At 70.5% G+C, this 20798-nt stretch carries 17 protein-coding genes, 1 other RNA gene and 1 riboswitch; of the genes, 6 read left to right on the forward strand and 12 right to left on the reverse strand.

Annotated elements, in window-relative coordinates:
* Positions 1–35 precede the first annotated feature (35 nt).
* The 6 genes from cobA to nirB form a co-directional block, all read right to left on the reverse strand.
* The gene (gene cobA, locus FHT26_RS26645) at positions 36–854 is read right to left on the reverse strand and encodes a uroporphyrinogen-III C-methyltransferase (protein WP_168563113.1); all 819 of its coding nucleotides are present in this window, start codon (positions 852–854) and stop codon (positions 36–38) included.
* Positions 851–1804 (reverse strand): DNA-binding protein YbiB, encoded by a 954-nt coding sequence (gene ybiB / locus FHT26_RS26650; RefSeq protein ID WP_168563114.1) that lies wholly within the window; start codon positions 1802–1804, stop codon positions 851–853. The genes cobA and ybiB overlap by 4 nt, the downstream gene beginning before the upstream one ends.
* A gap of 76 nt (positions 1805–1880) precedes the next feature.
* Positions 1881–2972 carry a glycoside hydrolase family 5 protein gene (locus FHT26_RS26655; protein ID WP_210427612.1) on the reverse strand — a complete coding sequence of 364 codons (1092 nt, stop codon included), beginning with the start codon at positions 2970–2972 and terminating at the stop codon, positions 1881–1883.
* Between the two features lie 32 nt (positions 2973–3004).
* Entirely contained in the window at positions 3005–5779 is a 2775-nt protein-coding gene (locus tag FHT26_RS26660) for a nitrate reductase (RefSeq protein WP_168563115.1), read from the reverse strand.
* A gap of 163 nt (positions 5780–5942) precedes the next feature.
* Positions 5943–6341 carry a nitrite reductase small subunit NirD gene (nirD, locus tag FHT26_RS26665; RefSeq protein ID WP_168563116.1) on the reverse strand — a complete coding sequence of 133 codons (399 nt, stop codon included), beginning with the start codon at positions 6339–6341 and terminating at the stop codon, positions 5943–5945.
* A complete protein-coding gene (gene nirB / locus FHT26_RS26670; protein ID WP_168563117.1) occupies positions 6338–8812 on the reverse strand; it encodes a nitrite reductase large subunit NirB in 2475 nt (824 codons plus the stop codon). Before nirB ends, nirD begins: the two co-directional genes overlap by 4 nt.
* Positions 8813–8892: 80 nt before the next feature.
* On the opposite strand from nirB, the gene FHT26_RS26675 reads away from it, so the two are divergent.
* Positions 8893–10629 carry a bifunctional protein-serine/threonine kinase/phosphatase gene (locus FHT26_RS26675; RefSeq protein ID WP_168563118.1) on the forward strand — a complete coding sequence of 579 codons (1737 nt, stop codon included), beginning with the start codon at positions 8893–8895 and terminating at the stop codon, positions 10627–10629.
* 74 nt (positions 10630–10703) lie between these two features.
* Here FHT26_RS26675 and FHT26_RS26680 read toward each other — a convergent pair whose 3' ends face one another.
* Complete coding sequence (locus tag FHT26_RS26680) at positions 10704–11981, reverse strand: MFS transporter (RefSeq protein ID WP_168563119.1); 1278 nt, start codon at positions 11979–11981, stop codon at positions 10704–10706.
* A 221-nt stretch (positions 11982–12202) separates the two neighbouring features.
* On the opposite strand from FHT26_RS26680, the gene FHT26_RS26685 reads away from it, so the two are divergent.
* Positions 12203–13477, forward strand: coding sequence for an ANTAR domain-containing protein (locus FHT26_RS26685; RefSeq protein WP_168563120.1), 1275 nt, complete (start codon positions 12203–12205; stop codon positions 13475–13477).
* A gap of 189 nt (positions 13478–13666) precedes the next feature.
* Entirely contained in the window at positions 13667–14677 is a 1011-nt protein-coding gene (locus FHT26_RS26690) for a sensor domain-containing diguanylate cyclase (RefSeq protein ID WP_349238233.1), read from the forward strand.
* Between the two features lie 30 nt (positions 14678–14707).
* Here the strand turns inward: FHT26_RS26690 and FHT26_RS26695 are convergent, their stop codons facing one another.
* The 5 genes from FHT26_RS26695 to FHT26_RS26715 all read right to left on the reverse strand — a co-directional run bounded on the left by FHT26_RS26695 (position 14708) and on the right by FHT26_RS26715 (position 16912).
* Entirely contained in the window at positions 14708–15532 is an 825-nt protein-coding gene (locus FHT26_RS26695; RefSeq protein ID WP_168563122.1) for a sulfite exporter TauE/SafE family protein, read from the reverse strand.
* A gap of 85 nt (positions 15533–15617) precedes the next feature.
* Positions 15618–16094 carry an EVE domain-containing protein gene (locus FHT26_RS26700; protein ID WP_168563123.1) on the reverse strand — a complete coding sequence of 159 codons (477 nt, stop codon included), beginning with the start codon at positions 16092–16094 and terminating at the stop codon, positions 15618–15620.
* Between the two features lie 25 nt (positions 16095–16119).
* Positions 16120–16300, reverse strand: a non-coding RNA gene (ssrS, locus tag FHT26_RS26705) — 6S RNA.
* A 40-nt stretch (positions 16301–16340) separates the two neighbouring features.
* The gene (locus FHT26_RS26710) at positions 16341–16685 is read right to left on the reverse strand and encodes a cell division protein ZapA (protein ID WP_168563124.1); all 345 of its coding nucleotides are present in this window, start codon (positions 16683–16685) and stop codon (positions 16341–16343) included.
* Positions 16682–16912 (reverse strand): cell division protein ZapB, encoded by a 231-nt coding sequence (locus FHT26_RS26715; protein WP_168563125.1) that lies wholly within the window; start codon positions 16910–16912, stop codon positions 16682–16684. Before FHT26_RS26715 ends, FHT26_RS26710 begins: the two co-directional genes overlap by 4 nt.
* Before the next feature lie 54 nt (positions 16913–16966).
* A riboswitch (cobalamin riboswitch) is annotated at positions 16967–17203 on the forward strand.
* A gap of 74 nt (positions 17204–17277) precedes the next feature.
* Between FHT26_RS26715 and FHT26_RS26720 the strand changes: the two genes are divergently transcribed.
* From FHT26_RS26720 to FHT26_RS26730, 3 genes are read left to right on the forward strand one after another with little or no spacing between them, the layout of a single operon-like run.
* Positions 17278–19287 carry a TonB-dependent receptor gene (locus FHT26_RS26720; protein WP_168563126.1) on the forward strand — a complete coding sequence of 670 codons (2010 nt, stop codon included), beginning with the start codon at positions 17278–17280 and terminating at the stop codon, positions 19285–19287.
* Positions 19288–19296: 9 nt separating this feature from the next.
* Positions 19297–19860, forward strand: coding sequence for a bifunctional adenosylcobinamide kinase/adenosylcobinamide-phosphate guanylyltransferase (locus FHT26_RS26725; protein ID WP_168563127.1), 564 nt, complete (start codon positions 19297–19299; stop codon positions 19858–19860).
* Complete coding sequence (locus FHT26_RS26730; protein ID WP_168563128.1) at positions 19857–20753, forward strand: ABC transporter substrate-binding protein; 897 nt, start codon at positions 19857–19859, stop codon at positions 20751–20753. Before FHT26_RS26725 ends, FHT26_RS26730 begins: the two co-directional genes overlap by 4 nt.
* The last annotated feature ends 45 nt before the right edge of the window (positions 20754–20798 follow it).

A 20798-nucleotide genomic window follows, 5' to 3' on the forward strand; every position in this document is an offset into this window, starting at 1 on the left:
TCCAGGCCGGCGATTATGAGAGCCGCGTCGCCGGTTCAGGCGACCCGCGGGACCCCCATTTGGAGGGATTCGCGCACGTTGCCGGGCAACTCGTCGCGTGCCTGCAGGCCGCGCAGCACCTCGCCGACGATGATGATCGCCGGGCTGCCGAGCTGCTCGCGCTCGATCAGCCCGCACAGGTCGTCGAGCGTGCCCACGCCGTGCCGCTGCTGCGGCTGGCTGGCGTGCTGCACCACCGCGACCGGCGTGCGGGCCGGCAGCGCCTGCAGCAGCCCCGATTGCAGCGCGGCCGCCTGCGCCACGCCCATGTAGATCACCAGCGTCAGCCCCTGCGCGGCGGCGGCGGCCAGCGTCGGCCAGTCGGGCGAGGCTCCCGATTCCTTCGCATGGCCGGTCACCAGGATGACGCCGTGCGCATGGTCGCGGTGCGTCAGCGGCACGTCGAGCGAACTCGCCGCGGCCAGCCCCGACGTGATGCCGTTGACCACCGACACCGCGATGCCCTGGGCGCGCAGGTGCTGCATCTCTTCGCCGCCGCGGCCGAACACGAACGGGTCGCCGCCCTTCAGCCGCACCACGCGCTCGCCCTTCAGCGCCTCGGCGGCCATCAGCTTCTCGATGAAGGCCTGCGGCGTGCTCGCGCAGCCGCCGCGCTTGCCGACGTGGACGATGCGGGCCGAGCGCCGCGCATAGTGCAGCACGCCGTCGCCGACCAGGTCGTCGACCAGCAGCACGCTGGCGGCACGGATCGCGCGGATCGCCTTCAGCGTCAGCAGCTCCGGGTCGCCCGGGCCGGCGCCGACCAGGGTCACGCTGCCCAGGGTCGCGCCGCTGCTGCGTGCAGGTTCGTTCATGCTGTCTTTTCCTTCGGATGGGCCCGCTCCAGCGCCGCCAGGCCGTCGAGCAGGCAGGCCACCTGCTGTGTCAGCGGCGCGGGCGCCGGCTTCTCGCCGCTGATGACCGACTGGATGTACAGCGCCGTGGTGGCGGCATCGCAGGTGCGCGGCAGCACCGGCAGCTCGCGCAGCACGCCGTCGTGCGCCGACAGCGACAGCTCGGCGCGCGGCTGGCCGTCGATGAACAGGTCCATGCGCGGCAGCCGGCGCGGGTCGGCGACCGGCTCGCCTTCGGTGCCGCGCATCAGCAGAGCGTTCGCGGTGGTGCGCTGCAGGAAGTCGGTCAGCATCGTGCCGTACTCCGGGTGCGTGTAGTTGACGACGCGCAGCGCCTGGCCCGCCGCGCAGGGGTCGAGCAGCTTCGCGACGGTGTGGCCGGAGTTGCGCAGGCCGATGGTCCAGCGCGCGTCGAGCAGCCGGGCCAGCGGCGGGCACAGCGTGTCGGTGCGGATGAAGACCGGCTCGCGCCGGCGCCACGCCTGGGCCACGTCGTCGGTGTCGCGCGCGAGCGGAAGCCCGAGCACCTGGAAGATGTCGGCGGTGGTGACGCGGCCCGGGTCTTCCGGCATGCCGTGCACCAGCACCGGCACGCCTTCCTGCGCGAGCATCAGCGCGAGCAGCGGCGTCAGGTTGGGCAGCTTGCGCGCGCCGTTGTACGACGGCAGCACCACCAGGGTGCGGTCGCAGGCGATCGGCAGGCAGCGCGCGGCGGTGGCCTGCAGGAAGCCGGCGAGTTCGTCGACCGATTCGCCCTTGATGCGCATCGCCATCGCGAAGGCGCCGAGTTCGAGGTCGCTGACCTGGCCGTCCAGCACCTGGCTCATCAGGTCCTGCGCCTGCTCGCGCGACAACGAGCGGGCGCCTTCCTTGCCGCGACCGATTTCCTTGATGTAGTTCGTGATGCTCATGGGCTCTCCCTGAGCCGGTTTCGCAAGACCCGGGCCAACGCGGTAACGATTTGATGAAGCATGCGTTAAGCCGGACTCAGGGGCCCAGCAGCGCGTTCTTCAGCGGCTCGCGCCAAGCGCGTGCCGCGGGGTCGTAGATGCCGAAGCCGGATGCGAGCTCCCAGTACGCCCAGCTGAAGCCGCGGCGCTCGACTTCATCGCGCATGCGGCGGGTGTAGGTCACGCGCGAGCCCATGTCGGCCTTGCCGTAGGCGCCGAATTCGCCGAGGTAGACCGGGTAGCGGTGGCGCAGCGACCACGCGAGCGCGGTGTCGAGCGGGCCGCGCATCTGCGCGACCTGGGTCGCGTCGCAGCAGGTCGTGCCGAGCCAGGCCGATGCGCCGGAGGCCCATTCGGCACCCTGGTGCGTGAAGTGGAAGGGCTCGTAGTGGTGCACCGTGACGATCAGGTTGGCGTCGTCCGGCAGCACCAGGCTCGACAACGCGTTGGCGCTGTTCCACTGAGTCGGGCCGATCACGACGATGCGGGTCGGGTTGCTGCCGCGCACGACCTGCAGCGCGCGCGCGGCGAGGTCGTTCCAGCTCGCCGTCTGCGCGCCGTGCGGTTCGTTGTACAGCTCGAACACCAGCTTGGGGCCCCGCGTGCTGTAGTGCTGGGCGATCTGTTTCCACATGTTCAGGAAGCGCAATGCATGCAGCCCGGCCGCGACAGGCGCCTCGTCGCCATCGAGCGCATCGCCGTCGAGCTGGCGGTAGTGGTGCATGTTCAGCACGACGACGAGGCCCTTGTCGAGCAGCGCATCGACCGCGGTGTCGACGCGCTTGAAGAACGCCGGGTCGATGCGCGCTTCGCCGTCGACCGACGCATGGTTGCTCCAGCGCACCGGCAGCCGCGCGTGGGCGAAGCCGGCCTCGGCGACCTTGTCGACCAGCGCGTCGTCGTAGCGCAGGCCCCAGGCGCCTTCGGTCGGCGCGTCGAAGATGTTGCCGAGGTTCACGCCGCGGCCCATCGCTTGGGCGGTTTCGAGGGCCTGCGGCGACGCGCCCGGTGCGGAACCGGCGGCCATCGGCGGATAGTCGGCGAGGCTCGCGGGCGTGGTGGCGCAAGCCATGAGCAGACCGCAAACGCAGGCGGCAGCCAGGGCGGCGACGCGCATCATGATCGTCATGCTGTCTCCATCGTTGTTGTTCGATGGCGATTCTAGGCAGCGGCCGACGCCGCCAACCGTGACCGAACCATGCGCTTCAACGCCGGGATGCACGACCCGCAGTTGGTGCCGCATTTCAGCTCCCCCTGCAATTGCGCGAGCTGCTCGTCGGCGCTGCCGTGGCAGCGTTCGAGCTGCGCGGCGATCGCCGGCTCGGCGACGTTGAAGCAGGTGCAGACCTGCTTGCCGCTGGCCGGCACCGCGACCGGCGCACGCGCGCCCGGGCTCAGCAGCAGCCGCCCGTAGGCCTGGGCCGGCAGCTCGTCCTGAAGTAGCGGGCGGATCCACACCTCGGCGCTGGTGTCGCCGGCCAGCAGGAACCCTTCGAGGCGCGCTTCATCGCCGGCGTGACGGGCGAGCCGCATCGCGCGGCGCTGGCCGCGGCGCTTGTCGGCGTAATGCAGCACCTCGGGCGCGGCCAGGCCGAGCAGCGCCTCGATGCGGTCGAGCACCGCGTCGGGCACCGGCTCGTAGGCGGCAGCGCGGAACAGCACGCCGCTGCGTTCGCGGCCGAACGGCACGCAGCTCGCGAACGCGAAGCCGGTCATCAGCGGCTTCAGCGCTTCGCGCACGCGCAGCGCTTCATCGTCCGGCAGCCACGCGACGCCGAGCAGCCGCCACGGCAGCTCGGCCTTCAGCACCTTGACGGCCGCGTGCTTCAGCTCGGGCTGCTTCGAGCGCGGGCAGAAGGCCGAGGTCGTCAGCGCGTTGATGCCGTGCATCGGCGTGCCGCCGGTCTGGCCGCTGACGAACTCGTCGCCCCAGTGCATCGCGACGAAGGCCTGGGCGGGCGCCACCTGGTCGCTGGCCTGCACCGGCAGCACGATGCTGCCGCGGCGCGAGCTGACGTGGACGAGGTCGCCGTCGGCGAGCTTCAACCGCGCGAGGTCCTGCGCATGCATCTCGATGGACGGCTCGGGCACGTGGCCGAACAGCCGGCCGATGGTGCCGGTGCGGCTCATGCCATGCCACTGGTCGCGCAGCCGGCCGGTGGTCAGCGAGAACGGGAATCGGGCGTCGCGCGGCTCGGCCAGCGCTTCGAACGGCGTGTCGGCAAAGCGGGCGCGGCCGGAGTCGGTCGGGAAGCGGCCGTCCTCGTACAGGCGGGCCTGGCCGGTCGCGGCGCCGGCCGGGAAGGGCCACTGCGCCGGGCCGGCGTCCAGCCGTTGGTAGCTGAGCCCGGTGATGTCGAGGTCGCGGCCGCGCGTCGTCTCGCGGTGCTCGTTCCAGACCGACTCGGGCGTGGCATACGGAAACAGCGAGGGCTGCGACGGCCGCAGCCGTGCCTCGAGCCGGCGCGCGAAGTCGGTGGCGGCGGCCCAGTCGTGGCGCGTCTCGCCGGGCGCCGCGATGGCCGGCCGCACGCGGCTGATGCAGCGTTCGCTGTTGGTGACGGTGCCGTCCTTCTCGCCCCAGCTGGTGGCGGGCAGCAGCAGGTCGGCATAGGAGCAGGTGGCGGTCGTGGAGAACGCCTCCTGCACGACGACGAACTCGGCGCGCTCCAGCGCGCGCCGCACGGTGGCCTGGTCCGGCATCGACTGCGCCGGGTTGGTGCAGGTGATCCACAACGCGCGGATCTCGCCATCGGCGGCCGCCTGGAACATCTCGACCGCCGTCTTGCCCGGCACCGCCGGCACGTCGGGCACGCCCCACAGCGAAGCGACCTCCGCACGGTGCGCCGGATTCGCCAGGTCGCGGTGCCCGCTCAGCAGGTTCGCGAGCCCGCCCACTTCGCGGCCGCCCATCGCGTTGGGTTGCCCGGTCAGCGAGAACGGCCCGGCGCCCGGCTTGCCGATCTGCCCGGTGGCCAGGTGCAGGTTGATCAGCGCCGCGTTCTTGAGGGTGCCTGCGCGGCTCTGGTTGAGCCCCTGGCAGTACAGCGACAGCGTGCGCCCGTCGGCGTCCGCGAACCAGCGCGCCGCCTGCACCAGCGCGGCCTCGTCGATGCCGCACAGGCGCGCCGTCTCTTTCGGCGTGAAGTCGCGGACCCGGTCGCGCAACGCGCCGAAGCCTTCGGTGTGCGCCGCGATGTAGGCCTGGTCGACCAGCCCTTCCCACAGCATCAGGTGCAACATGCCGTTGAAGAGCGCGACATCGGAGCCGGGCAGCAAGGGCAGGTGCAGGTCCGCGGCCTCGGCGGTCTCGGTCCGCCGCGGATCGGCCACGATGATCTTCATCGCCGGGTTGGCGCGCCGCGCATCCTCGATCCGCCGAAACAGGATCGGGTGGGCCCAGGCGGTGTTGGCCCCGGCGATGAACAGCGTGCTGGCGAGCCCCAGGTCGTCATAGCACGCAGGCGGCGCATCGGCCCCGAGCGTCAGCTTGTAGCCGGCGACCGCGCTGCTCATGCACAGCCGCGAGTTGGTGTCGACGTTGTTGGTGCCGACCAGGCCTTTCGCGAGCTTGTTGAAGACGTAGTAGTCCTCGGTCAGCAACTGGCCCGACAGGTAGAACGCGACCGAATCGGGGCCGTGCCGTTCGATCGTGCTGGCGAAGCGTTCGGTGGCCAGGTCCAGCGCCGTGTCCCAGGTGACAGGCTGCGGTGCGGTGCCGCGGGCGAACCGTTGCATCGGCTGCAGCAGCCTCGATTGCATCGTGATCGCAGCGCTCGCCGTGTGGTGCAGCGTGCTGCCCTTGGTGCACAGGCGGCCGAAGTTCGCCGGATGGTCCGGGTCGCCCCGGACGCCGGTGATCTGGTCGTTGCTCGACTCGATGATCACGCCGCAGCCGACGCCGCAGTAGGGGCAGGTGGAGCGGGTTTCAGTCATGGCAGACAAACCGTTCGCCCTGAGCTTGTCGAAGGGTTGGACTGAGCCTGTCCTTCGACAAGCTCAGGATGATCGGGATCGTGGCTTCGGACACAACCCTTCGACGAACGGGCCTTCGACAGGCTCAGTCCCTGCTCGGGGCGAACGGAGGCTTCGACAAGCATCAGCCCGCCACCACCGGAATGACCTTGGGGCCCGCGACGGGCCGCACCAGGTCGGTCGCGTGCTGCGCCAGCTCGACCGCATCGAGATGCACCACGCCATTCGAGACATGCACCGCGAACCTCGGCGTGCAGCCGGCGTCCGGCGCGCGCGCGCACCCGTCGTCCAGCCCGATCGTCCAGTTGTGCAGCGGGCACGCGACGCTGGTGCCGAAGACGATGCCCTGGCTCAGCGGGCCGCCCTTGTGCGGGCAGCGGTCGAGCAGCGCGAACACCTGGTCCTGGTCGTTGCGGAAGATCGCGACATCGACGCCGGCATCGCGTGCCACGCGGCGCGAACCCAGCACCGGGATGTCGTCGACGCGGCAGATGGCTTGCCATTGGTTCGTCGTGGCGTTCATCGCGCTGCTCCTTCGGCGGCCGGGTGGGCAACTGCCACCGGCGTGAACTGGCGGGTGTCGACGCGCGCCTGGTCGAAATCGAACCACGGGTCGGGCTCGCCGTCGAGCGAGAACTTGAGGCGGTCCCACAGGGCCCGGCGGCCTTCGGCGTCGTCGAGGATCTTCTTCTTCACGTAGTCCAGCCCGACGCGGCCGATCCAGTGCACCGTGCGCTCCAGGTACCAGGCTTCCTCGCGGTACAGCTGCAGGAAGGCGCCGCTGTATTCGAGCACCTCCTCGGCCGTCTTCAGCTTCACGAAGAAGTGCGCCACCTCGGTCTTGATGCCGCCGTTGCCGCCGACGTAGATCTCCCAGCCCGAATCGACGCCGATCACGCCGACGTCCTTGATGCCCGATTCGGCGCAGTTGCGCGGGCAACCGCTCACCGCCAGCTTCACCTTGTGCGGCGCATACATCCGCCACAGCGCGCGCTCCAGGTCCTTGCCCATCTGCGTGCTGTCCTGCGTGCCGAAACGGCACCACTCCGAGCCGACGCAGGTCTTCACCGTGCGCAGCGCCTTCGCATACGCATGGCCCGACGGCATGCCGATGTCCTTCCAGACGTTGACCAGGTCCTCCTTCTTCACGCCCAGCAGGTCGATGCGCTGGCCGCCGGTCACCTTCACCGTCGGGATCTTGTACTTGTCGACCGCGTCGGCGATGCGCCGCAGCTCGTCGGCCGTCGTCTCGCCGCCCCACATGCGCGGGATCACGCTGTAGGTGCCGTCCTTCTGGATGTTGGCGTGGCTGCGTTCGTTGATGTAGCGCGACTGCGGGTCGTCCTGCGCCTGCTTCGGCCAGGTGCTGATCAGGTAGTAGTTGACGGCCGGCCGGCAGCTCGAGCAGCCGTTCGGCGTGCGCCAGGCCAGGGTCTTGTAGACGCTGTCGATGCTCAGCAGCTTCTCGTGGCGGATCGCGTCGCGCACCTCCTGGTGGCTGTGGTCGGTGCAGCCGCACATCGCCTTCTTCTTCGGCGTGGCCGAATAGTCGCCGCCGGCGGTGAACATCAGCAGCTGCTCGACCAGCCCGGTGCACGAGCCGCACGATGCGCTGGCCTTCGTGTGCTTGCGCACCTCTTCCAGCGTGAACAGGCCCTTCTCCTTGATGGCCTTGCAGACGGTGCCCTTGGTGACGCCGTTGCAGCCGCAGACCTCGTCGCTGTCGGCCATCGCGGCCGCCTTGTTGTGGCCCTCATGGCCGGTGTCGCCGATGTTGGATTCGCCGAACATCAGCTTGTCGCGGATGTCGGCGATGGTGCGGCCTTCGCGAAGCAGCTTGAAATACCACGAGCCGTCCACCGTGTCGCCGTACATGCAGGCGCCGACCAGCTTGTCGTCCTTGATCACCAGCTTCTTGTAGACGCCGCCGAAGGGATCGCTCATCACGATCTCCTCGCAATCGGCGCCCCCCATGAAGTTGCCGGCCGAGAACAGGTCGATGCCGGTCACCTTCAGCTTGGTCGAGGTCTGCGAGCCGGTGTAGCGGCCGATGCCGAACTCCGCCAGGTGCGTCGCGCACACCTTGCCCTGCTCGAACAGCGGCGCCACCAGGCCGTACGCGATGCCGCGGTGCGCGGCGCATTCGCCGACCGAGTAGATGCGCGGGTCGGTCACCGTCTGCATCGTGTCGGTGACGACGATGCCGCGATTGCAATGCAAACCGATCTTCTCGGCGAGTTCGGTGTTCGGGCGGATGCCGGCGGCCATCACCACCAGGTCGGCCGGCACCTCGGTGCCGTCCTTGAACTGCACCGCCATCACGCGGCCGGCCTTGCCGCCGTCGCGGTCGCCGATCAGCGCCTGCGTGTTCGCGCCGATCAGGAACTTCAGGCCGCGCGCCTCCAGCGATTTCTGCAGCAGCTTGCCGGCGGTGTCGTCCAGCTGGCGCTCCATCAGCCACGGCGCCACGTGCACCACGCTGACCTGCATGCCGCGCAGCATCAGGCCGTTGGCGGCCTCCAGCCCGAGCAGCCCGCCGCCGATCACCACCGCATGCTTGTAGCGGGTGGCCGCCTCGATCATGGTGTTGGTGTCGGCGATGTCGCGGTAGGCGATCACGCCCTCCAGGTCCTTGCCGGGGATCGGCAGGATGAACGGGTTCGAGCCGGTCGTGACCAGCAGCCGGTCATAGGCTTCCTCGGTGCCGTCGGCCGCGCGCACGATGCGCTTGCGGCGGTCGACGTCGACCACCTTCTTGCCCAGGTGCAGCCGGATGCCGTGCTCCTCGTACCAGCTCAGCGGGTTCAGCACGATCTCGTCGAGCGTCTGTTCGCCGGCCAGCACCGGGCTCAGCAGGATGCGGTTGTAGTTCGGGTGCGGCTCGGCCCCGAAGACGCTGATGTCGTACAGGTCGGGCGCGATCTTCAGCAGCTCTTCCAACGTGCGCACGCCGGCCATGCCGTTGCCGATCATCACGAGTTTCATCTTCTTCATGCCAGGCTCCAGTTCCAGCTGCGTGCGCAGCGATAAAAGCAAAGGGGGTGCCAGATGGACACGCGGTACGCTCGCGGCCCATGAGCTTCGATGTCGAGATCGGCCACTTCAGCCTCGCGGGCCCTCGGCCGCGCAACGAGGATTTCGCCGCCTGCCTCGCGCCCGACGGCGACGATGCGGCGCGCGGCCTGATCGCGGCGATCGCCGACGGCGTGTCGTCCGGCGGTCTGGGCCAGGAGGCGGCGCAGACCACCGCGATGAGCGTCGTGCAGGACTACTTCGCCGCGCCGGACACCTGGCACACCACCGCGATCCTCGACCGCGTGATCGCCGCGCAGAACCGCTGGCTGGTCGACCACAACCGGCGCCGCCAGCGCAGTGCGCACGACGCGATGGGCATGACGACGCTGACCGCGCTGGTGCTGCGCGGCCACGGCTTCACGCTGGCCCACGTCGGCGACACCCGCGCCCACCTGCTGCGCGGCGACGAGCTGGTGCAGCTGACGCAGGACCACGGCTTCGACCACCCCGACCAGCGCGGGCGCCTGACGCGCGCGATCGGGCTGGACGACGGCGTGCGCGTCGACTACCTGCAGGCCGAGCTGCAGGTCGGCGACCTGTTCGTGCTGACCAGCGACGGCGTGCACGGCCAGCTCGCGCCGCGCCGCCTGGCCGCGCTGGCGCGCGACGGCTCGGCCCGCGACGCGGCCGAGGCGCTGGTGCGCGCCGCGCTGGCCGCCGGCGGACGCGACAACGCGACCGCGCTGGTGCTGCGCGTGCGCGGGCTGGCCGAGGGCCAGTTGAACGATGCGCTGCGCCGCGGCCGCGACCTGCCGGTGCCGCCGCGCCTGAAGGTCGGCGACCGGCTCGACGGCTTCACGATCACCGCCCGCGTCGCCGACAACGGCGTGCACTGCCTGTACCAGGCAAGGGAACACACCAGCGGCGATGAAGCCGGCGAGCCGCTGGTCGCGCTGAAGACGCTGCACCTGTCGCGGGCCAACGATCCGCAGGAGCGCGCGATGCTGGCGCACGAGGCCTGGCTGGCGTCGCGCGTCGGTGCGGCCGACGGCTTCGTGCGGCTGCGCGAACTGCGCGACCCGACCGCCTTCTACGTCGCCTACGACTGGCATGCCGGCCGCACGCTGGCGCAGTGGATCGAGGCGGGCGAGCGCGGCAGCGTCGGCGACGCGGTCGATGGCGCGATCGCGATCACCGCCGCACTGGCGCGCCTGCACCGGCTGGGCGTCGTGCACCGCGACGTGAAACCGGCCAACCTGCACCGCGGCGACGACGGCCAGTGGCGCCTGCTCGACCTGGGCGTCGCCGTCTCGGGCCGCGAGCCGCGCGTGCTGCGCAGCCTGCATGCCGGCACGCCGAGCTACATGAACCCCGAGCAGTGGGCGAGCGACGACAACGCGGCCGGCGAGGCGGCCAGCGCGCGCAGCGACCTGTTCGCGCTCGGCGTCACGCTGTACCAATGGCTGACCGGCCGGCTGCCGTACGGCGAAGTGCAGCCCTACCAGCGCGGGCGCTTCCGCAGCGATCCGAAGCCGCCGTCGCGGCTGCGTCCCGAGGTGCCGATCTGGCTCGACCACGTGGTGCTGAAGGCGGTCGCGCTCGATGCCCGCCAGCGTTTCGAGACCGCCGAGGAACTGCTGCTCGCGCTGCAGCGCGGCGCGTCGCGCCAACTCGCCGCGCCGCCCGCCACGCCGCTCGCGCAGCGCGACCCGCGGCTGATGCTGCGCATCGCGCTCGGCATCTCGGTGCTGCTGAACCTGCTGCTCGTCTACTGGCTGCTGTTCCTGCCGCGGTGAGTTTTTCCCGTTCGCCCTGGGCAGGGCACCGGCGTTGTGCGTGGCCTTCGACAGGCTCGGTCCGAACGGGTTGTTCATCGGCCGGCCTTGTGCGGCTGCAGGCGCGTGGTGCGCAATCCGAGGTCGGCGGCTTGCGCCACCGGCCGCGCGCGCCCGCCTTTCTCGGCCCAGGTGCGGGTCCAGCGGATCTGCAGCGCGCGCATCACCGCCAGCATCACCAGCGCCAACGCAGCGAACAGCGCGAAGCCCCAGGCGTAGGTGCCGAGGTACTGCTTCGACAAGCCCATCGCGTTCGGCACCAGTCCGCCGCCGAGCGCGCCGATCTCGCCGATCATCGAACCGGCCACCGCGGTCGCCATCGGCCAGCGCAGCGGCACCAGCTGGAACAGCGCGCCGTTGCCGGCGCCGAGCGCGGCGAAGCACAGCATCAGCAGCAGCGTGGTGGCGGCCAGCGAGCCGGTGGCCAGGCCCGTCAGTGCCAGGCAGACGGCCACCACCAGCAGCACCACCGTCAGCGTGTTGACGCCGCCCCAGCGGTCGGACAGCCAGCCGCCGACCACGCGCAGTGCGGCGCCCATGAAGGCCGCCAGCATCGTCAGCTGGCCCGCCTGCACCTTGCTGACGCCGAACTGGTCGTGGTAGTACGACGGCAGGAAGGTGGTCAGCCCGATGAAGCCGCCGAAGGTCACCGCGTAGATCAGGCTGAAGGCCCAGCCGTCGCCTTCGAACAGGCAGGCGATGTGCTCGCGCAGGCTCGCATGGCTGTCGACGTCGGGCGGCTCCTTCGCGAACACGATCATCACGAGCATCGGGATCGCGATCGCCGCGGCCGCGACGCCGTACACCGCCTGCCAGCCCAGCCACTGCGCAAGCGGCGGCGCGACCAGCACCGACACCGCGGTGCCGACGTTGCCGGCGCCGACCAGCCCCATCGCGAGGCCTTTGTGCTGCGGCGGGAACCAGCCGGCGCCGAGCGACAGCGCGACGCCGAAGCTCGCACCGGCGATGCCCAGCAGCACGCCCATCGCGAGCAGGTCGTTGAAGCTGTGCACGAAGAAGAAGCCGAACAGCATCGCGACCGCGATCAGCCCCATCTCGACGAGGGTGGCCGACTTGCGGCCGATGTACTGCGCCAGCACGCCGAGCGGGAAGCGCATCAGCGCGCCGGCGATGATCGGCACCGACAGCATCAGGCCCTTCTGCGCCGGCGACAGCGAGAAGGTCTCGCTGATGAACGGCGCCATCGCGCCGTTCAGCACCCAGATGCAGCAGGAGAACGCGAAATACAGGAAGGCCGAGAACAGCGTCGGGCCGTGGCCCGCGCGCAGGAAGCTCTTGAACGAGGTTGACATGTGCAGCGCCGAAGCTGTTGGCACATGAATGCCCACATCGTCATGAGCATCACCCGCGGTGCGGTGGCAAGGTCGGGTGCAGCGTCACACCCGACGCCTTCGTTGCAAGCGCCGTGCCAACGGCATGCGCTGCCGCGCTGGTATGGTTCGGTCCTTGCACGATGCATCACGATTTCTGCTTGTTCTTCCTCTGACGGCGGCTGCGCCACATCGACCTTCCAATGACTTCTGCGCTGATCCTGCTCGGTCCGTCCCAGGGGCTGCCTGCGTTGCAGGCCGACCTGCAATCGAGCGGGATTCACGTGCTTGGTGCGGTGGCCTGCGGCAACTTGGTGCGGGAAGCCGTCCGCCTCGGGCCGGACGTGCTGGTCTGCCACGACGCGCCGGGCGATGCGGCGGTGTTCGACGCCTGCGCGCTGCTGGCCGCGACCGCGCCGCGGCCGGTGGTGCTGTTCACGCAGGACCCCGACGCGCAGAAGATCGAGCGCGCGCTCGCCAGCGGCATTCACGCCTATGTCGTCAACGGCTATGCGCCGGCGCGGCTGCGGCCGGTGCTGCAGCTCGCGCAGGCGCGCTTCGAGCACGAGCAGAAGCGGCAGGCGGCGCTCGACGACGTGACGCACCGCTTCGAGGAGCGCAAGCTGGTCGACCGCGCGAAGGGCATCCTGATGCGGGCGCGCCAGGTGTCCGAGGACGAAGCCTTCCGCGTGCTGCGCACGGCCTCGATGCACAGCAACCAGCGCGTCGGCCAGGTGTCGCAGCAGGTGATCGAGGCGGCGCGCTATGCCGAGGCGGTGAACCGGGCCGGGCAGCTGCGCATGCTGTCGCAGCGCGTCGTCAAGCTGTATGCGCTGAGCGCGCTCGGCGTCGACAGCGGCGCGCACGCCGGGCTGCTGGACGAATCCTGCGCTCGCGTCGATGCGAATGTGATGGCCTTGCGCAAGGCGGTGTCGCAGGCCACATTCGGCGACCTGCTGAGCGCGGTCGAGGTGCCGTGGCAGCGGCTGAAGGCGGCGATCGCCGACCCGCCCGAGCGCGCACGGGTGGCCGACGTCGACGTGCTGGCCGAACGCGTGCTGCAGCAGGCCGACCAGCTCACCAGCAACCTCGAGACCGCCGGGCTGGTCGCGACGCTGCATGTGCTGAACGTCTGCGGGCGCCAGCGCATGCTGTCGCAGCGCTGGGCCAAGCAGGTGCTGCTGGGCGAACTGCTCGTCGGCGACGCGGCGGCGCGGGCCCGGGCGATCGGCGACGAGGCGGGCGGCGCATTCGACGACGCGATGCGCTACCTCGACGACATCCCGCTGAGCACGCACGACATCCGCGAATCGCTGGCCGCGGCCCGCGACGCCTGGCTGGCGCTGACGCGCGCCGGCGGCCAGGTCGCTGCGCTGCCGGGGCGCCGCGCGCTCGGCGAGGCCAGCGAGACGCTGCTCGCGGTGTTCGAGCAGCTGACCAGCCAGTACGAGCGCAGCATGCAGGTGCTGATGGGATAGGGCCCGATGGGACAGTGCGGGGGGTAAAGCTGCTCGAAAACCCCCGATCTCGGGGGGGCGGTGCAACTCCGTGCCGCTATGATGACCAGAAGAGACATGGGAAGCGGCTGAACGGGGGTGAAGAGGACGCCCGGCCGCTTCAAAGCAGCACACCCGACCCATCGCATGACTGAAACCAAGCCCTTGGCCGTGCCTGCCCGCGTGGACAACGCGCGCGCGCTCACTGCGTCGCTCGGGCTCGCGCCCCAGGCGCTCGGGGCCCTGGTGTTCACGCTGGCCGACCGGCTGGACGCCCCGCTGGCCATCAAGGAAATCGCCTCCGGCCGCTACGTCTACGCCAACAGCCGCATGGACACGCTGGTCGGCCGCACCGCCGACGGCCTGACCGACGAAGACTGGCTCGACCCGGGCCAGGCCGCGACGCTGCGCACCGCCGACCAGTCGGCGATGGTGCAGACGCTGCCGCAGGTCAGCGAGCACCGCATCGAACGCAAGGGCGGCCGGCGCGAATTCAGCGTGACCCGCCAGGCGCTCGCGGCGCAAGACGGCGGCGCGCCGCGCTACCTGTGCTGCCTGTGGCTCGACCAGACCACGCAGCGCCAGCACGAGACCCAGCTGCAGCTCGCGCTGCAGCAGCTGGAGCAGCAGCAGCAGGCGAGCGAAGCCTTCCGCCGCGAGATGCAGGACCAGGGGCTGCGCGACACCGTGACCGGGCTGTACCAGCGGGCGCACTTCGACGACCAGCTGCGCCGCGAGGTCGACCTGTCGTCGCGCGAGCACCGCGAGTTCGCGCTGGTGTCGGTGGCGCTCGATCCGCTCGCGGACGACGTCAAGGCCGCGGGCCCCGAAGCGCGGCAGCGCGTGCTGGAGGCGCTGGGCCGGCTGCTGCGCAGCAACACCCGGGCGATGGATGCGTCGTGCCGGTTGGAGGAAGACCTGTTCGCGGTGCTGCTGTCGGGCGTCGGCCTGGCGACTGCCCATGCGCGCATGGAAGGCCTGCGCCGCCAGTGCGCGACGCAGATCGTGATGCTGAACGGCCGCGACCTCGGCTTCACGGTGTCGATGGGCGTCGCGAGCTTCCCGCACACCGCGCACACGCAGGAAGAGCTGCTGAACGCCGCCGACGCGGCATTGGCCGAGGCACGGCGCCGCGGCGGCAACCATGTGACGCTCGCGAGCATCCGCTTCGAGATGTCGTGAGTTCTTCGGGGCCCGGATGCCGATCCGGGTTCAGCTCAATCCTTTGATGCCTTTGTAGAGCATGTAGCTCGCCAGGCTGTACAGCAGGATCGCGAACACCCGCTTCAGCTTCGTGGTGTCGATCCGGTGCGCGGTGCGCGCGCCGAGCGGTGCCGTCGTCACGCTCGCGACCGCGATCACCAGCAGCGCCGGCAGGTAGATGAAGCCCAGCGTGCCCGGCGGCATGTCGTGCAGCGACCAGCCGGCGACGACGTAGCCGACGGTGCCGGCCAGCGCGATCGGAAAGCCCAGCGCCGCCGAGGTCGCGACCGCGGTGCGGATCGGCACGTTGCACCAGGTCATGAACGGCACCGACACGAAGGCCCCGCCGGCACCGACCAGCGACGACAGCGTACCGATCACGCCGCCCGCGCCGAACATGCCGGCGCCCCGCGGCAGCTGGCGCGTCGGCTTGGGTTTCTTGTCGAGGAACATCTGCGTGGCCGAGAAGCCGATGAACGCCGCGAACAGCAGCAGCAGCCAGTGGGCCGGCAGCGCCTTCGCGATCTGCGCGCCGAGCAGCGAGCCGAGCACGATGCCCGGCGCCAGCAGCTTGACGATGTCCCAGCGCACGCCGCCGCGCTGGTGGTGGGCGCGCACCGACGAGATCGACGTGAAGCAGATCGTCGTCAGCGAGGTCGCGACCGCCATCTTCACGATGTAGGCCTCGGGGAAGCCCTTCAACGTCAGCAGCAGCGTCATGAACGGCACCAGCATCGCGCCGCCGCCGACGCCGAGCAGCCCGGCCAGGAAGCCGGTGAATGAACCCAGGAGCAGCAGTTCGAGGATGAGTTGCCAGCCCAGGCCGAAGCTCATGACAGCCCCTCGCTCGATGAGTACATCGAGCGATCCCCCGGGGGGATGCGGGCCGGCTTGGGAGCGGCCCGGCGCTCGGCCCGCGTCATCCGGCGGCCTGCGCCAATTGCTTCAGCACGGCCCGCCATTCGTCGGGCGTGACCGGCGTGATCGACAGCCGGTTGCCCGGCTTCAGCACCAGCATCGATGCGAGCGCCGGCGATTCGCGCATCTCGCGCAGCGACAGCAGCCGCGTCTTGCGCTCGAGCGCGACGTCGACATGCCACCAGCGCGGCTTGTCGGCCGTTGCCTTCGCGTCGACGTACGGGCTGGACGGATCGAACTGCGTCGCGTCGAGGGAGGGCTCTCCAGCCACGCGCGCCAACCCGGCGATGCCCGGCTCGGGACAGGACGAGTGGTAGAACAGCACGCCGTCGCCGATGCGCATCTGGTCGCGCATGAAGTTGCGGGCCTGGTAGTTGCGCACCCCGACCCACGGCACGCGCTGCTGCGGCGCGGTAGCCAGGTCGTCGATCGAACACTCGTCGGGCTCGCTCTTCATGAGCCAGAACTGTTCGGTCATGGTGCTGCAGCAGGAAGAAAAATAAGGTGTCCGTCACGCACCGTGAGCCGCATTCCTGAACCCAGGCAGTTCAGGTGGGCGAGGTCAGCCGGGCTTCGGGTTCATCTGACGCGAGACGATCACACCAACCGGGCGATGTTCCAAGCCCTTGCTCATAAGAGCATCGGTTCAAGGAAATATAAAACTCACGCGAACGCAACGGACCCGAAGAATTCTACGCGCGTCATTCGCTGCGAGTGTGTCGGTTCAAAGCAATTGCCCGTCGGCGCCAAGGGCTTGGTCGACACGGTGGATCAAAGCGTCTATGTCGATGTCGTCGGCGCTTGAAGACGGTGCGGATGACGCCGACGGCGACACCGCGACCGAAGCAGGCGGCGACTTCGGCGCGGCGGGCCGTTCGGCCAGTGCATAGGCCAGGTTCAGCGCCGCCAGCACCGCGATGCGCTCGCGCGCCTTGACGCGGCCGCCGTCGCGGATCGCGCTCATCTCGCGGTCGACGTTGCCGACTGCTTCGAGCAGCGACGATTCGCCGCCTTCCGGGCAGCCGAGGATGTAGCTCTGCCCCATGATCGTCACTTCGATCTGCTTCATTTGGCGCGGGCTCCGGTGTCGGCACCGACCGCGGCCGGATCGGCCGGCAGGCGCTCGAGCAGCGCATCGATGCGGCCGCGCGCCGCGTTCAGCCGCGAGCGCAGGTTGTCGCGCTCATGCGTGACGGTCGCGAGTTGTTGTTCCAGCAAGGCGTTGGTGCGCTTCAGTTCATCGTGCCGCAGCAGCAGCCGCTCGACGCGTTCTGCAAGTTCGTGGATCTTGGCCATGGCGCACCAATGGTGGATGTGTGGGGCGATTGTAGAGGGGGCGCCGAGGCCTGCTTACAATCGCGCCCGTTGGTGCCCGTGCCGGTGTTCACGCCGGCACAGTTAAACGGGAAGCAGAGGTTGCTCGACCGCCCCGGTCGCACGGCCCACCTGCGCTGCCCCCGCAACGGTAAGCGGACGAAGCCGATCGGCTTCAATCCCTGCGCATTTGCCACTGGAGCGTCGCCGCTCCGGGAAGGTCGCGGGGGTCGTTCCGCCAGCCCGGATACCGGCCAACAGGGCGGCGCCGCGTGCAAGCGCGGCGCCATGGGTGCGCACCAGCGGGGAAGCTGGCGCGCACGGCTTGATCGATGGCAGTTCCTCTGATGAATTCTCGTACCCCGCAGCTGCGCGCGCCTGTCGCGCCGAGCCTGCTCGCCGGCGCCTGCGCCGCCCTCTTTGCGTCGGCGTGGGTCGCCCCCGCTGCGCATGCCCAGTCGCAGACGCAGACGCAGACGGTCGCCGTCGCGGCCGACGGTGCGCGCGTCTTCGCGCCGGTGATCGTCACCGCCACGCGCTTTCCGGAAGATGCCGCGAAGCTGCCGTTCGGCGTCAGCGTGATCACCGCGGCCGAGATCCGCGAATCCGGCGTCACGACGGTCAACGAGGCGGTGATGAAGCTGCTCGGCGTGCCGGGCCGGCTCGACCTCTACGGCGGCGGCGACTACTCGCTCGACCTGCGCAACTTCGGCACCACCTCCGACAACAACCAGGCGGTGATCGTCGACGGCATCAAGATCAGCGAGGCCGACCTGGGCGGCACGCGGCTGGCCGGCATCCCGATCGATTCGGTCGAGACCATCGAGGTGATCCGCGGCAGCGCCGCGGTGCTGTACGGCGAAGGCGCGACCGCCGGCGCGATCGTCATCACGACCAAGGCCGGCAAGGGCGTGCAGCGCCGCAGCGGCGGCCAGGCCTATGCCGCGATGGGCAGCCACGCGCTGCTCGACACCCGCGCCGGCGCGACGCTGGCCCTCGGTACGGTGTCGCTCGACGTCGCCGGCAACCACCGCGAGAGCGACAACCACCGCGACAACTTCCGCGCCGAGAACGAAGGTGCGTCGGCCAGCGCGCAGTGGCAGGCGACCGACGCGCTGCGCGTCGGTGCATCGACGAGCTGGGACTCGCTGGAGACCGGCCTGCCGGGCTCGCTGACGGCGGCCCAGTACGACGCCGACCCGCGCCAGACCACCAAGCCGAACGACCACGGCAGCCTGCGCAACCGCCGCCAGGGATTGTTTGCGGAAGCGGCGCTGGGCAACTGGCGGCTCGGCTTCGACGCCGGCTGGCGCGACAAGTCGCTCGACTCCACCGGCAGCTCCAGCTACAGCTACGACATCAACGCGAACACCTACGCGCTGCGGGCGCGCCACACGGCGGCGCTGGCCGGCGGCAGCAACGCGCTGGTGTTCGGCATCGACCATGCCGACTGGGCGCGCGACGTGCACGGCGCGTTCGGCAGCCGCGCCGAGCAGCGCTCGCGCGCGCTGTACGCGAAGGACGACTACACCTTCGCGGGCGGCACGCGCGTCAGCGTCGGCGGCCGCAGCGAGCACATCGAGAAGACGCTGGACGACGGCTTCAGCCCGCTCGCGATCGACGACACGCAGCGCGCGTGGGAGCTGGGCCTGCTGCAGCCGCTGTCGGCCTCGACCGCGGCCTACGGTCGCATCGGCCGCAGCTTCCGGCTCGCCAATGCCGACGAGTTCAGCTTCGCGGTGCGCGAACTGCGCCCGCAGACTTCGCGCGACATCGAACTCGGCCTGCGCTGGCAGGCCGGCGGCACGCGCGCCGAAGTGCGTGCCTACCGCAGCAGGCTCACCGACGAGATCGGCTACGACCCGAACGAGCCGCAGCCGGGCAGCACCTTCACCGGCTCCAACATCAACTTCGAGCCGACGCGTCGCCAGGGCGTCGAGGCCGAGCTGTCCCAGGCGCTGGGCAGCACGGCCAATGTGCGCGTCATCGCGGCGCAGCGCCGGGCCCGCTTCACGGCGGGCCGCAACGACGGCAAGGACGTGCCGCTGACCGCGAAGACCACGCTCGCGCTGCGCGGCGACTGGTCGTTCGCGGCCGGGCACCGGGTCGACGCCGGCGTGAACTACGTGTCCTCGCAGACGCCGGACTTCGCGAACGCCTGCACGATGCCGGCCCACACCACGCTCGACCTGCGCTATGCCTACCAGTGGCAGATGCTGGAGTTCGCGCTCGGCGTGACCAACGCGACCGACAGGAAGTACTACACGCAGGCCTTCCGCTGCGTGAACGGTGCGACCAGTTCGATCTACCCGGAAGACGGCCGCGCCTTCACCGGCTCGGTCCGCATCCAGTTCTGATCGCGTTCGATGGCGAGCCATGAACTGATCCTCGGCGGCCAGCGCAGCGGCAAGTCGCGCTGCGCCGAGTCGCGCGCGATCGCGTGGCTCGCGGTGCCGGGACACGAGGCGGCGCTGCTCGCCACCGCGTTGCCCGGCGATGGCGAGATGCGCGAGCGCATCGCGCAGCACCGGCGCGACCGCGCCGAGCGCGTGCCGCGGATGCCGGCGCACGAGGTGCCGGTCGATCTCGCGCTGGCCGTCGCCGAGCACAGCCGGCGGCAGCGCCTGCTGGTGATCGACTGCCTGACGCTGTGGACCACCAACTGGCTGATGCCGATGCACGGCGTCGCCCCGGCGCCCGAGAGCTGGCAGGCCGCGTCGCAGGCGTTGCTGCGCGCGCTCGATGCCGCGCCCGGCCCGGTGGTGCTGGTGTCGAACGAGATCGGGCTGGGCCTGTCGCCGGTGACGCGCGAGGCGCGACACTTCGTCGACGAACTGGGGCGCCTGCACCAGGCGGTGGCGACGCGCTGCGTGCGCGTGACGCTGATGGTGGCAGGCCTGGAAATGACGGTGAAGCCGGACGCACGATGACGAAGACTGCATGGCTGGCACGGGGAGTTGCCGCGCTGCTGCTGGCGTTGGCCGGCCTGTCGGCGGTGGCTGCACCGGTCGCTGCGATCACGCTGACCGACGACCGCGGCCGTTCGCTGACGCTGGCCGCGCCGCCGCAGCGGGTGATCAGCCTGCTGCCGTCGCTGACCGAGAGCGTCTGCGCGCTCGGCGGCTGCGCGCGGCTGGTCGGCACCGACCGCTATTCCAATTCGCCGGCCGAGGTGCTGGCGCTGCCGAAGCTGGGCGGCATCGACGATGCACAGGTCGAGCGCATCGTCGCGCTGAAGCCCGACGTGGTGCTGGCCGCCACCGCGGCGCGCATCATCGAGCGGCTCGAACAGCTCGGCGTGCGCGTCGTGGTCGTCGAATCGAAGACGCATGCCGACGTGCAGCGCAGCCTGGGCACGATCGCGCAGCTGCTCGGCACGCCGGAGCGCGCCGCGCCGGTGTGGGCGCGCATCCAGCGCGAGATGGCCGAGGCCGCGGCGCGCGTGCCGGCCCGGGTGCGCGGGCAGCGGGTCTACTTCGAGGTCGATGCATCGCCGTATGCCGCCGGCAGCAGTTCGTTCATCGGCGAGACGCTGACGCGGCTCGGCCTCGGCAACATCGTCACGCCCGAGCTCGGACCGTTCCCGAAGCTGAACCCGGAGTACGTGCTGAAGGCGCAGCCCGACATCCTGATCGGCGCGCAGCGCAACGTCAGCGAGATGCCGGCGCGGCCAGGCTGGAGCGCATTGCGCGCGGTGCAACGCGGCCGCGTCTGCGGCTTCGATCCGGCGTCGTACGAGGTGCTGATCCGGCCGGGGCCGCGCATGGGCGAGGCGGCCTTGCAACTGGCCGGCTGCGTGGCCGGCCTCGCGGAGCCGCGCTGACGTGAACGGCGTTGCACTTCGACTGCGACGACGCCTGGTCGCCGC

The sequence above is a fragment of the Rhizobacter sp. SG703 genome, from assembly GCF_012275445.1.
Classification (GTDB): Bacteria; Pseudomonadota; Gammaproteobacteria; order Burkholderiales; family Burkholderiaceae_C; genus Rhizobacter.